Raw genomic sequence first — 13,076 nt, 5'->3', positions numbered from 1 at the left:
GGCGACGGCTACGCCTACCACCTGCAAGGAGAAACCAGTGTGCCGCACTGACCGTTTCAACGGCGTTTCGCCTGGCGGCGAATCGCCTGTTCCTGCCCTGCTCCGCAGGGGACCGATTCCTCTCCGGTCTGAAGGCCGGAGTATCCACGGAGGCTTCCGATGACCGAAAAACCTCCGGACCGGTTCGGCCTCAGCGACGAACAGGGGATCGAGGTCGAGGAGTGGACCGACGACCTCGGCTTCTACCACGAAGTCGTCGAGGACGACCCCCAGCACAGAGACACGCTCGACGAACGCCTGCGCCGGGAGACCAAGGACCGGCTCCGCGAGCCCCGGCCCAAGCACCGGCTGACGCAGCCGGACGAGGGGCTGGAGCCCGACACCGAGGACGAGGAACTCGGCTTGGACTGGGGCGACGACGACGGCAACGACCTGTCGGCGGAAGAGCGTGCCGTCCGCATCGACCCCGAAGAGAACCTCCCGTGAGACGTCCCGGCGCGGGCATCAGACGCGCCCGCGCCTCACGCGAGGCATCCCAGCACGGCGCCACACGCGTCACGTCACGCGAGGCGTCCCAGCACGGCGTCAGGCGCGCCCGCGCGTCACGCGAGGCGTCCCAGCACGGCGTCAGGCGCGCCCGCGCGTCACGCGAGGCGTTCGAGTACGGGCAGCAGCGCGTGCAGGTCGTCGACGACCGCGTCGGCGGCCGCTGCCTGCGGGCGCTCGGCATGCAGGTAGCCCCACGGTCCGCGGCGGAGCAGGGCGGTGCGCATGCCCGCCGCGGCGGCAGGCAGCACGTCGTTGTCCAGCCGGTCACCGACGTAGAGGATCTCGCCGGGCTCCCGCCCCGCCACCGCCGCGACCTTGGCGAAGAAGCCGGGGTCCGGCTTGGACACGCCCCATCCCTCGGAGGTGTGCACGGAGTCGACGGGCAGATCCATGGCGACCAGCGCGTCATACGCCCGTTTCGGCTGGTTTCCCGCGATGATCACCTGGAACCCGGCCTTGCGGATGGCGGCCAGCGCGTCGCGCACGTCGGGGTAGAGGTCGTCGGCGTCGAAGCGGTTGCGCAGGCCGTCGGGGTCGTCACGCTCCCACGCGGCCTCCTCCGCGAGGAGGTCGAAGCCAGGGTGTACGAGCTCGAAGGCGTCGCTGTGGGGGCGGTCCAGCGCGGCCATCCCGCCGAGCGCGCCCATCAGCACAAAGTCGCTCACGCCCAGCCGGTCGGCCCAGCGTGCCCAGATCCGCGCCTCGCTGATCAGCGTCTCGCCGACGTCGAGCACCACAGCCTTGATCATCAATCCCCCTGTTTCGCCCAGCTCATATGGGCACCGGTGTAAAGCCCAACAAACAGCTACAAGGGGGATTTTTCCATGTACGAGAAGCGCGACGCGAAGGACCGCCAGCTCGACGCCTACCGCGTCCCACTCGACGAGTTCAGAATGACCACGGACCAGGGCATCGGGGTCGACCACACGGACGACTCGCTGCGGGCAGGCGAGCGCGGGCCGACGCTCATGGAGGACTTCCACTTCCGCGAGAAGCTCACCCGATTCGACCACGAGCGCATCCCCGAGCGCGTGGTGCACGCCAGGGGCGCCGGCGCGTACGGGATCTTCCAGCTCTACGAGTCGCTCGGCGACCTGACTACGGCGACCTTCCTGAACGACACGTCGCTGCGGACGCCGACGTTCGTGCGATTCTCAACCGTCGCGGGCTCGCGCGGCTCAGCCGACACCGTGCGCGACGTACGCGGGTTCGCCACGAAGTTCTACACCCCGCACGGGAACTTCGACATCGTCGGCAACAACTTCCCCGTCTTCTTCATCCAGGACGGCATCAAATTCCCCGACTTCGTGCACGCGGTCAAGCCGGAGCCCCACAACGAGATCCCGCAGGCGCAGTCGGCGCACGACACGTTCTGGGACTTCGTGCAGCTCCAGCCTGAGTCGCTGCACATGGTCATGTGGCTGATGTCCGACCGGGCGATCCCGCGCAGCTTCCGGATGATGCAGGGGTTCGGCGTGCACACGTTCCGGCTGGTGAACGCCTTGGGGCAGGCGACGTTCGTCAAGTGGCACTGGCGGCCCGTGCTGGGCACGTACTCGCTGGTGTGGGACGAGGTGCTACGCATCCAGGGCAACGACCCCGACTTCAACCGCCGGGACCTGTGGGAGGCGATCGAGCGCGGCGCCTATCCCGAGTACGAGCTGTGCGTGCAGCTCGTGCCCGAGTCGCGGGAGTACGACTTCGACTTCGACCTGCTCGACCCCACGAAGATCATCCCCGAGGAGCAGGTGGCGCTGCGGCCCATCGGCAAGATGACGCTCAACCGCAACCCGCAGAACTTCTTCGCCGAGACCGAGCAGGTGGCCTTCCACACCGCCAACATCGTGCCCGGCATCGACTTCTCCAACGACCCCCTGCTGCAGGCCAGGAACTTCTCGTACCTCGACACCCAGCTCCTGCGCCTGGGCGGGCCGAACTTCCCGCAGATCCCGATCAACCGGCCGCTGAACGACGTGCACAACGACCAGCGCGACGGCTTCCACCAGCACATGATCCACGGGTCGCGTACGAGCTACGCGCCCAACTCCCTCAGCGGCGGCTTCCCGGCTGCGGGCAACGGCTACCGCCACTACCAGGAGCGGGTGGACGGCGTCAAGATCCGCAAGCGCAGCCCCAGCTTCGACGACCACTACAGCCAGGCCACCCTGTTCTGGAACAGCATGGCCGGCTGGGAGAAGCAGCACATCGTGGCCGCGTTCCTGTTCGAACTGGGGCACGTGGAGCACCAGCACATCAAGGGAGGCGTGGTCCGGCACCTCGGCCAGATCCACCCGGACCTGGCCTCGCAGGTGGCGGCGGGGCTGGGCCTGCCCCAGCCGCCGATGGCCCAGGTCCACTCGAACGCCTCACCCGCGCTCAGCATGACCGGCCAGCCGCAGAGCGTCGCCACCCGCAAGATCGCCATCCTCATGGCGGACGGGACGGACGCCGGCGAGGTGACGGCCCTGCGCGAGTCCCTGGAGGGCAAGGGCGCCATCTGCGAGGTGATCGCCCCGGCGGAGGGCAGCGTGGCCGGCATCCCGGTGGACCGCCAGCTCAGCGCGGCCAACTCGGTCCTCTACGACGCGGTCGTGGCCGCGGACGGCGCCGCGCTGGCGCCGTTGGGGCGGGCGCAGTTCTTCGTCAAGGAGGCGTTCAAGCACGGCAAGGCCATCGGCGCGGTGGGGTCCGGGCGCGAGCTCCTGGAGGCCGCACGGCTGCCCAACGACGTGGGGGTGGTGATGGGGGACGGCATCGCGGAGAAGTTCGCGACGGCGGTGGCCGGCCACCGCTTCTACGAGCGCGACGTGGCGGCCGTCCCGGCGTGACCGGTACGTGAGTCGGCCGTCCTTCGGGGCGGCCGATTCGTGTGGCGTGAGGGCGCGTGTGGTGGAATACTTAGCGTGTCCGTTCGAATACGAAGGGAAAGATTCCATGGTCGCCATGATGGAAGAGAAGTACCAGACGGAATCGACCTCAGCGGAACTCCCAAACGTGCCACGCACCGCTCGGGAGTTGTTCGATGTCCTACCCCCACTCCCCGGCTTCCGGGTTGAGGTCATCGAAGGGAAACTGATCGTGAGCCCGATGGGCAGCCCGGAGCACACCTGGTTGGCCGCAGATCTGCACGATGCTCTCCTTTCGCTGCGGAGGGAGCGAGGATGGCGCGGCGCACCAGGCGGCCCAAGCATCTGCATCGAGGGGCCCCGAGACATGCTCTCCCCCGACTACGTTCTGACGTCACCTGATTGCCCACGATGGGGAAATGAGCTGCTGTCGTCCGGACTAATCATGGCTGCTGAGGTGGTTTCACCCAGCAGTGTTCGCGACGATCGCGAGGAAAAGGTGCGTCTCTACGCGCTGGGCAAGGTGCCGGTCTACCTGCTGATCGACCAGATTGCGAAATGCCCGAGCGCAACCGTCTACAGCGACATCGAAGCTGGCGCATATCGTACGATCGACTCGGTGTCCATGGGAAAGCCGCTCTACCTGCCTGATCCCATCAACTTCGAGCTCGACACCTCGATCTTCATGGTGTGAGCTTCTCCATCGCCTTGGCGATGCGCTTCTCCGACACCGGCGTAGGCGTGCCCAGCGTCTGAGCGAAGAAGCTCACCCGCAGTTCCTCGATCATCCACCGGATCTCCACCACGTCCGCATCCCCTCTCCGCGCCGGGGGGAGCTTCTGCAGCAGGTCCTGGTAGTCGTCCTCGACCTTGTGCACCCGGTCCATCCACTCCTGGTCGCGCCAGGGCTCCTCCGGGAGCTTGGTGAGGCGGCGGTCGATCGCCCGGATATATCGCAGAAGGTCGGAAAGGCGCCGACAGCCTGTGGCCGTGACGAAGCCCGGGTAGACGAGCTTGCCGAGCTGGTCGCGGATGTCGTCCGTGGCCGCCCCCGCTCGCAGGGCGTCGAGCTGACCACCCGCCGCGTGCCAGACGCTCAGAATCTGCTCCACCTTCGACAGCACGTCGGCCGCAGTGTCGTAGAGGTGCGCCCGTACGTGCTGGTAGAGGCGGTCGAAGGCCACCGGATCCCACGCCGGGCCCCCGACGTCGAGCATCAGCTTGTCCACCGCCGCGTTCACCACGTCGTCGAACAGCGCCACCGCCCCGCCGTGCGGGCTGCGTGACAGCGCCAGCTTGGCCTGGTTGGACAGGCCGCCGAGCAGGGACTTGGCCGGGTTGGTGACGTTCAGGAGGAGCAGGCGGCGCACGCCGGGCCAGTGGGAGCGGCGCTGCTCGGCCGCCGTCTCGAAGATCTTGACCGAGACGGCGTCGCCCGCGTCCACCAGGGCCGGGTAGCCCTTCATCCGGCCCTGCTCGAACACCTTGGGCAGCGTCCCGAAGCTCCACGTGTGCAGGCCCGTCTGCTCCAGGTCGTCACCGGCCTGCGAGAGCGTCTGCCGCAGGCGCGGGGCGAGGCGGCGTTTCAGCGCGTCGAGGTCCTTGTCCTCGGCCACCGTGCGTTTGCGGTCGTCGATCACCCGGTACGTGATGCGCAGGTGGTCGGGCACCTGGTCGAGCTGCCAGGCGTCGCGCGGCACGCGTACGCCGGTGAGCCGCAGCAGCTCCCGCTCCACCGCCGCCAGCAGCGGCTCGCCGCCCTGCTCGACCCCCGCGAGCACCTGTTTGGCGTAGTTGGGGGCGGGGACGAAGTTGCGGCGCAGGGCCTTCGGCAGGGAGCGGATCAGCGCGGTGATCAGCTCCTCGCGCAGGCCGGGGATCTGCCAGTCGAAGCCGTCGGAGCTGACCTGGTTGAGCACCTGGAGCGGCACGTGGACGGTCACGCCGTCGGCGTCCGCACCGGGCTCGAACTGGTAGGTCAGCTTCATCCGCTGGCCGAGCTGCTTCCACGTGTCGGGGTAGTCGCGGGTGCTGACGTCGGCGCCCTCGTTGACCAGCATCTCCGGCGAGAACGTGAGCAGGTCGGGCGTCTCCTGCCTGACCTTCTTCCACCAGGAGTCGAAGTGGCGGGCCGAGACCACGTCGGCGGGCACCCGCTGGTCGTAGAAGTCGAACAGCGCCTCGTCGTCCACCATGATGTCGCGGCGGCGCGCCCGGTTCTCCAGCTCCTCGACCTCTTCGAGCAGCCTGCGGTTGTCCTTGAGGAAGCGGTGGTGGGTGTCCCAGTCGCCCTCGACCAGCGCGTGCCTGATGAACAGCTCGCGCGACAGGTCGGGGTCGATGCGGCCGTAGTTGACCTTGCGGCCGACCACCAGCGGCACCCCGTACAGGGTGACCTTCTCCAGGGCGATCACCGCGCCCTGGTTCTTCTCCCAGTGCGGCTCGGAGTAGGTGCGTTTGACCAGGTGTTGGGCGAGCGGCTCGACCCAGTCGGGCTCGATCTTGGCGTTGACCCGCGCCCAGAGCCGGGAGGTCTCGACCAGCTCGGCCGACATGACCCACTGCGGCTGCTTCTTGGCCAGGGCGGAGCCGGGGAAGACGGCGAAGCGGGCGTTGCGGGCGCCGAGATATTCCTGGATCGGCCTGCGGCCGTCCTGCCCGCGCTGCTGCTTGTCCATGACGTCCTTGACGCCGATGTGCGACAGCAGCCCGACCAGCAGGGACACGTGCACGTGGTACGGCTGCGCTGGCTGGCTGTTGGGCTGGGCGCCGAGCGACTGGCGGAGCTGGCTGTAGATGTCCTGCCACTCGCGGACCCGCAGGTAGTTGAGGAACTCTGCCTTGCACAGCCTCCTGAACGCGCTGGACGACAGCTCCTGCTGCTTGTCGCGCAGGTAGTTCCACAGGTTGAGGTAGGCCATGAAGTCGGACTCGGGGTCGGCGAAACGCCGGTGTTTCTCGTCGGCCTGCTGCTGCTTGTCGGACGGGCGCTCGCGCGGGTCCTGGATGGACAGGGCGGCGGCGATCACCATGACCTCGCGCAGGCACCCGTTCTTCTCGGCCTCCAGCACCATGCGGCCCAGGCGCGGGTCGACGGGCAGGCCGGCCAGCTTGCGGCCGATGCCGGTCAGCTTGCCGTGGGTGTCGAACGCACCCAGCTCGTGCAACAGGTTGACGCCGTCCTTCACCTGGCGGCGGTCCGGCGGCTCCACGAACGGGAACGCCTCGATGTCGCCCAGCCCGATCGAGGTCATCTGCAGGATGACGGAGGCCAGGTTGGTGCGCAGGATCTCGGGGTCGGTGAACTCCGGCCGGTTGAGGAAGTCCTCCTCCTCGTACAGCCTGATGCAGATGCCGTCGGACGTGCGGCCCGAGCGGCCCTTGCGCTGGTTGGCGCTGGCCTGCGAGACGGGCTCGATCGGCAGGCGCTGCACCTTGGTGCGGTGGCTGTAGCGGGAGATGCGCGCGTAACCGGGGTCCACGACGTATTTGATGCCGGGGACCGTGAGCGACGTCTCCGCCACGTTGGTGGCCAGCACGATGCGGCGGCCGGTGTGGCCCTGGAAGACGCGGTGCTGCTCGGCGGCGCTCAGGCGGGCGTAGAGCGGGAGGATCTCGGTGTTGCGGAACTCGGCCTTGGCGAGCGCGTCGGCGGCGTCGCGGATCTCCCGCTCGCCCGACAGGAAGACGAGGATGTCGCCCTGGCCCTCCCCGATCAGCTCCTTGCAGGCGTTCACGATGCCCTGGGTCTGGTCGTCGTCCTCCTCGAGCGGCCGGTAGCGCACCTCGACCGGGTAGGTGCGGCCGGAGACCTCGATGATCGGCGCGTCGTCGAAGTGGCGCGAGAACCGCTCGGGGTCGATCGTGGCGCTGGTGATGACGACCTTGAGGTCGGGCCGCTTGGGCAGGAGCTGTTTGAGGTAGCCGAGGATGAAGTCGATGTTGAGGCTGCGCTCGTGGGCCTCGTCGATGATCAGCGTGTCGTACTGGTCGAGCATGCGGTCGTTCTGCAGCTCGGCCAGCAGGATGCCGTCGGTCATCAGCTTGACCAGCGTGCGGTCGCTCGCCTGGTCGGTGAAGCGGACCTTGTAGCCGACCACCTCGCCGAGGCCGGTGCCGAGCTCCTCGGCTATGCGCTCGGCGACCGTACGGGCGGCGATGCGGCGGGGCTGGGTGTGGCCGATGAGCCCTCGCACGCCGCGGCCCAGCTCCAGGCAGATCTTGGGGATCTGGGTGGTCTTGCCGGAGCCCGTCTCGCCCGCGATGATCACCACCTGGTGGTCGCGGATGGCCTCCAGGATGTCGTCCCTGCGCTGGGAGACCGGCAGGTTTTCCGGATATGTCACCACCGGCACGGCTTCGCGGCGCCGGACCAGCCGCTGCTCGGCCCGCTCGACGTCGGCGAGGATCTCCGCGACGATCTTGTCTCGGGTGTCGCGGGAGCGCACTCGGCGCATGCCGTCGAGCCTGCGCCGCAGCCGCCGCTGGTCGCGCGGCATGAGCTCGGGCAGGCGGGAATGGAGCTCGGCCAGTGGAGAGGACAAGGAAGGCGTTCCCATACTGCTTTCAGGATATTTGAGCCCGGCTTCCCCGGAGCCAACCGCCCATGCTGCCCGACCGTGGCGTGGCGCGCATCCCAATATTGACCGGGTCGCGCCCTACGATCCACCGGCGGCCGCGAGAGCCGCCCCGATGATGCCCGCCTCGTTCTGGAGCGCGGCGGGCACCACAGGCGTGTCGAGCGTGATGTGCGGCAGGAACCTGTCCGCCTTCTTGCTCGCTCCCCCGCCGATCACGATCAACGATGGCGAGAACAGCATCTCGACGTGCTTGAGGTATTCCGCCACCCGCTCGGCCCACTTCTCCCAGCTCATGTCGTGCTCCTCGCGCACCCGGGCCGAGGCCCGGTGCTCGGCGACCTTGCCGTGCAGCTCCAGGTGCCCGAGCTCGGTGTTGCGGACAAGCGTCCCGTCGGTGAACAGCGCGCTGCCGATCCCCGTGCCGAACGTCAGCATCAGCACGGTGCCCCGCTCCCCTCGTCCGCGCCCGAAGGTCATCTCGGCCACGCCGGCCGCGTCGGCGTCGTTCAGCACCGTCGCCCCGCCGAAGAGCTCGGCCGCGTCGACCCCGATCCACGAGTGGTCCACATTGGCGGCAGTCAGCACGACGCCGTCCTTGACCACACCGGGGAACGTGACCCCGACGGGACCGTTCCAGCCGAAATGCCTGACAATTGACGCCACCGCCTCAGCGACCTCATCCGGCTTGGACGGCTGCGGCGTGGGAATACGCAAACGGTCCTTGACCAGTACGCCTGCCTCGGTGTCGACGGGCGCGCCCTTGATTCCCGAGCCGCCGATGTCGATGCCCATCACGTTCATGTCAATCCCCTCTCCCCTTCAGGACACGAAAAACTACCGTCCTGATATTTCCGGAACCGGGTGAACCCCCTCACACGCCTCCGCGTATCTCGCGTCACAAGCGCTAACTAGGAGGCAACGGATGCGGCCACGCATCATCACACTCTGCGCTGTTGCGGTCGTTCTGGGAGCGACTCTCACCACTCCCGCACACGCCACCACCAGGAACCGTTTCGACGTCATCAACCTTGTGTCGGACGTCAAGGGCAAAGCCCCTGTCACCGACCCCAAGGTCGTCAACCCGTGGGGCCTGGCCATGGGCAAGACTCTGTGGGTCTCGAACACCGGCACCGGCAGTGCCACCGTCTACTCCGGCACGGGCAAGAAGGAGCAGACCGAGGTGGCCATTCCGGGCGGAGCCCCGACGGGCCAGGTGTTCAACCCAGGCGAGGGCTTCACCGTCAAGGGCAAGCCCGCCTCGTTCATCTTCTCCAGCCCGAGCGGCGCCATCAGCGGCTGGAACGCGGAGGCCGACCCGGCCAACGCGATCATCGCGGCTTTCACGCGCGGCGCCGACTACAAGGGGCTGGAGCTCGTGGAGACCGACGACGGCGCCTTCCTGCTGGCCGCCGACTTCGCGAGCGGGCGCATCCACGCCTTCGACGAGGACTTCCAGCGCATCCGCCTGAAGAGCTGGCAGTTCAGGGACCCGGGGGTCCCCTCGACATACAAGGCCTACAACGTGGCGGTCGTCAACGGCAGCATCTGGGTGTCCTACGCCCTGCGCGACCAGTCCACCGGCAAGCCCGTCTTCGGCGCCGGCAAGGGCTTCGTCAGCCGTTTCAACGCCGGCGGGCGCGTCACCGGCCGCATCTCCAGGGTCGGGCTCAACGCCCCCTGGGGCCTGACCGCCGCACCGAAGGGCTGGGGCCAGTACGCCGGCGCCCTGCTGGTCGGCAACTTCGGCGACGGCACCGTGCACGCGTACAAGCGCTCCCGCCACCTGGGCGCGCTCCGCAACGCCGACGGCAAGACGGTCGTGCTACCCGGCCTCTGGGACCTGGAGCCCGGCACCGCCACCACCGGCGGCGAGAACTCCCTGTGGTTCTCCGCCGGCATCGACGGCACCAAGCACGGTCTGATCGGCATCATCGCCCCGCAGGGCACCAAGCCGACGTCCACCGGCACGCCGTCGAGCACCCCGACGAACCATCCGTCGGGCCACCAGTCGAGCGCGCCCACCAGCCCGTCGTCCTCCCAGAACCCGTACGGCGGGTACTGACCGGCGCTCGCTCGCCGTCGCCCCCAGCCTGGCGAGGTGCGCAGCTCGCCAACCCGAGGCTGGGGGCGGCGGTCACACAGCGTTTCCGGCGCGGTCTGCGCGAGCCGCGCCGGAAACCACCCCGATCCGGAGGCGAGGGGGTCCTCCTTCGGTACGGTCGGAGCGTGAATGTAGGGACCTTCAGCGAGTGGCTCAGGCAGCAGTGCGCGCCCGAGTGGACGGCCGTGGTGACACACCCGTTCGCCATGGCGATCACGACGGGCACGGCGGCCGACGCGGACATGCGGCGCTACCTGGAGCAGGACTTCCAGTTCGTGGACTCGTTCACGGCCCTGCTCGGGGCGGCCGTGGCGAGCGCCGACACGTTCGAGGCGCGGGTGCCGTACGGAAAGTTCCTCGGGCAGGTGGCCACCACCGAGGAGAAGACGTACTTCCACCGGGCGCTGGCCGAGCTGGGCGGGCGGACCGAGGTGCCGCTGGAGCCGGTGACGGCGGCGTTCAGAGGGCTCATGGACGAGGTGCGGGCGGCGCAGGACTACCTGCTGATCGTGGCCGTGCTGTGCGTGGCCGAGTGGTGCTACCTGGGGTGGGCGTCGCGGGCCGAGGAGCCGCTTCCTGAGCGGTTCGTGCACCGCGAGTGGATCGAGCTGCACGAGGGCGCGGAGTTCCGCGCCTGGGTGGCCTTCCTGCGCGGCGAGCTGGACCGCCTGGGCGCGGAGCTGGACGAGCGGCGCCGTACGGAGGTGCTCGGCGTGTTCCGCCGCGCGGTCGAGCTGGAGCGGGCCTTCTTCGACATGGCCGGCCGGTCCGGCTAACCCAGGACGGCCGCGAGGTCCTGGTACGTCCGGTAGTGCACGCCCGTCATGCCGAGCGCCCTGGCCCCCTCCACGTTCTGCAGCCGGTCGTCCACGAACAGGCAGCGCTCGGGCGCGACCCCGGCACGCTCCGCCGCGATCTCGTAGATCCGGCGATCGGGCTTGGCCACGCCCACCCTGGCGCTGCTGACCACGTCGTCCGCGAAGTGCGTGAGCCCCAGCAGGTCGAGCTGCTCCTCCAGCCGGTCCATGGCGTTGGTCACGATGACCACCGGCACGTGCTGCTGCACCCTGGCCAGCAGCGCCCTGACCTCCTCATCCACCCAGTAGCGCACCTGCGCGAACTCCTCGACGGCCTTGCGGGCCCGCTCGTCGCCGCCCAGCGCGGCCACGATGGACTCGAACCACTGCTCCTCGGTGGCCTGGCCGAGCGTGGGAGGCATGATCAGCTCGGGGTCGAGGGCCGTCTTCATCAGCGGAAGGCCGTAGCGGGCCTCGATGTCGGCCTGGGCGGCGTGGTCGAAGTGGCGGAGGACTCCATCGAGGTCAGACAGAACCGCGTCAAAGGGGATCACAGCCCCTCATTGTGGCAGTGATCTGCTTTTCGCGCGCCACCAAAGGTGCCGGGGCGACCGGCGGCACTACCATCTCCGAGACAGGATTCGGTATCGGAACGGTAGGGCATGAACGATCACCGGCTGCCACTCGAGCTGGGCCGGCTGTTCGCCGACGGCGGCAGAGGGCGCGGGCTGCCCGCTGGGCTGCCGCCGGGGGAGGCGGTCTGGCCGGATCCCGGCTACACCGGGCAGGGCGAGGCGGCCAGGCCGGCGTTCTGGATGAGCGAGGAGGCGGCGACCGGCGAGGACTGGGTGCGGATGCGCGAGTGGCACCCGCACAGCGGCCTGTGGCCGGTGCTGCTGGACGAGTCGGCGCAGCCCTGGGGGGTCGGGCAGGTCGTGCCGGACGATCCACGCCAGATCGACCACTTCACCGCCGAGGGGTTCATGACCGAGGTGTGGGAGGAGTGGGTGACCCAGATGCCGCAGGGCGCGCTGGCCGAGCTGGAGCCGTACGGGGCGATCTGTCCCGGCCCCGCCCCGCCGGGCGCGCTCAAGGCCGATCCCGGGGCGGTCGCCGACTGGCTCGCGCGCGAGCTGGCCGCCAAGGGCATGCCGCTCGGCCTGGTCGCCGCCCCCAGGGGCGCCGACGCGCTGGCCGTGATGGGCTGGCAGGGCGCGCTGCACCACAACGAGTGGATGGTGCCCATGGCGGCCGTGGTGCGCAGCTGGGAGGACCGGTTCGGGGCGCGGGTGGTGAGCGTCGGGTTCAACACCCTGGACCTGAGCGTGGCCGCGCCACCTGTCGATCCGGAGCACGCGTTACAGGTGGCCGCGGAGCACTGGACGTTCTGCCCCGACAACATCGTCCAGGGGCCCGGTGATCTGGAGGGCTACGCCGAGCAGATCATCGGCGGACACGCCTGGTCGTTCTGGTGGGACTGAGCCCACACCCGTCCCCCGCAGGGCCGCACCCCGCGGCGGTGACAGAGTGCCCGTCCCACCGTCAGGGGTACGGTCCCTTGAGGGGACTCATGGGATGCGCGCCACGGCGCCGTAACTTCCCGAGGAGCTCGGCTGATCGGCGCAGGCGGTGTCGAGACCGTTCGGCCGCCATTCCGGGACCCACACCAGCCCCGGATCCACCAGCACCAGACCCTCGAGCAACGCCGCAACCTCCTCTCTCGTACGAATCGCGTGACCGGGCAGCGTCATCGCCAGCAGGTTGTGAATGGCCGGCAGCAGCTCCGGTGGAATCGCGTCGAACGTGGTCTGCAGCAGCGACAGGTAGCTTCTTTCCGGCACGGCCTGCCGGATCCGCTTGATCACGTAGTGGAAGTACTCGTCGTCGTTCATGCTGTGGGTCGACAGCAGCAGCACGGCCATGGGCCGGTCCCAGTCGAGGAACATCTGCATGACCCGGTCATCGAGGATGTCGTCGATCTCGCGCACATCGCCCTCTACGACGCGTACGAGATCGGTGACGGGCTCGATGGTCGCCCGAGCTCCGGCCAGCACCATCGGGTCGTTCTCCACGTAGTGAGCTGCCCCGGGTTGGTTGGAGGCTCCCAAGACTGGAAGGCTGGGAGTCGTGCCCGCACCGAGGAAGTACCCCCAAGAGCTGCGTGAACGCGCCATCAAGATGGTGTTCGACCTGCGTGAGGAGA

General features: G+C 68.8%; 11 protein-coding genes. 6 read left to right on the top strand and 5 right to left on the bottom strand.

Features of this window, described 5'->3' with window-relative positions:
• Positions 1-159: 159 nt before the first annotated feature.
• Positions 160-486, top strand: a complete 327-nt coding sequence (locus ABN273_RS58280; RefSeq protein WP_349458406.1) for a DUF5709 domain-containing protein — start codon at positions 160-162, stop codon at positions 484-486.
• A gap of 158 nt (positions 487-644) precedes the next feature.
• On the opposite strand, the gene ABN273_RS58275 is transcribed toward ABN273_RS58280, so the two are convergent.
• Positions 645-1,298, bottom strand: coding sequence for an HAD family hydrolase (locus ABN273_RS58275; protein WP_349458405.1), 654 nt, complete (start codon positions 1,296-1,298; stop codon positions 645-647).
• A 75-nt stretch (positions 1,299-1,373) separates the two neighbouring features.
• Here ABN273_RS58275 and ABN273_RS58270 point away from each other — a divergent pair, with 75 nt between their 5' ends.
• The gene (locus tag ABN273_RS58270) at positions 1,374-3,377 is read left to right on the top strand and encodes a catalase (protein WP_349458404.1); all 2,004 of its coding nucleotides are present in this window, start codon (positions 1,374-1,376) and stop codon (positions 3,375-3,377) included.
• Between the two features lie 115 nt (positions 3,378-3,492).
• On the top strand, positions 3,493-4,089 hold the full coding sequence (locus ABN273_RS58265) for a Uma2 family endonuclease (protein ID WP_349458403.1): 597 nt from the start codon (positions 3,493-3,495) through the stop codon (positions 4,087-4,089).
• Here ABN273_RS58265 and hrpA read toward each other — a convergent pair.
• Positions 4,079-7,954: an ATP-dependent RNA helicase HrpA gene (gene hrpA / locus ABN273_RS58260; RefSeq protein WP_349458402.1), complete on the bottom strand. Its 3,876-nt coding sequence runs from the start codon at positions 7,952-7,954 to the stop codon at positions 4,079-4,081. The genes ABN273_RS58265 and hrpA overlap by 11 nt on opposite strands.
• Positions 7,955-8,053: 99 nt before the next feature.
• On the bottom strand, positions 8,054-8,776 hold the full coding sequence (gene ppgK / locus ABN273_RS58255) for a polyphosphate--glucose phosphotransferase (protein WP_349458401.1): 723 nt from the start codon (positions 8,774-8,776) through the stop codon (positions 8,054-8,056).
• A gap of 121 nt (positions 8,777-8,897) precedes the next feature.
• Here ppgK and ABN273_RS58250 point away from each other — a divergent pair, with 121 nt between their 5' ends.
• Positions 8,898-10,037: a TIGR03118 family protein gene (locus tag ABN273_RS58250; protein WP_349458400.1), complete on the top strand. Its 1,140-nt coding sequence runs from the start codon at positions 8,898-8,900 to the stop codon at positions 10,035-10,037.
• Positions 10,038-10,201: 164 nt separating this feature from the next.
• Positions 10,202-10,852 (top strand): TenA family protein, encoded by a 651-nt coding sequence (locus ABN273_RS58245; protein ID WP_349458399.1) that lies wholly within the window; start codon positions 10,202-10,204, stop codon positions 10,850-10,852.
• Here ABN273_RS58245 and ABN273_RS58240 read toward each other — a convergent pair.
• On the bottom strand, positions 10,849-11,427 hold the full coding sequence (locus tag ABN273_RS58240) for an HAD family hydrolase (RefSeq protein ID WP_349458398.1): 579 nt from the start codon (positions 11,425-11,427) through the stop codon (positions 10,849-10,851). The genes ABN273_RS58245 and ABN273_RS58240 overlap by 4 nt on opposite strands.
• Before the next feature lie 108 nt (positions 11,428-11,535).
• On the opposite strand from ABN273_RS58240, the gene ABN273_RS58235 reads away from it, so the two are divergent.
• Positions 11,536-12,354, top strand: coding sequence for a DUF4253 domain-containing protein (locus ABN273_RS58235; RefSeq protein WP_349458397.1), 819 nt, complete (start codon positions 11,536-11,538; stop codon positions 12,352-12,354).
• Between the two features lie 87 nt (positions 12,355-12,441).
• Here the strand turns inward: ABN273_RS58235 and ABN273_RS58230 are convergent, their stop codons facing one another.
• Complete coding sequence (locus tag ABN273_RS58230; protein WP_349458396.1) at positions 12,442-12,945, bottom strand: SAM-dependent methyltransferase; 504 nt, start codon at positions 12,943-12,945, stop codon at positions 12,442-12,444.
• Positions 12,946-13,076: the final 131 nt, after the last annotated feature.

The sequence above is a fragment of the Nonomuraea sp. B19D2 genome (genome assembly GCF_040137845.1).
Classification (GTDB): Bacteria; Actinomycetota; Actinomycetes; order Streptosporangiales; family Streptosporangiaceae; genus Nonomuraea.
This window is presented reverse-complemented; position numbering and strand designations above follow the sequence as displayed.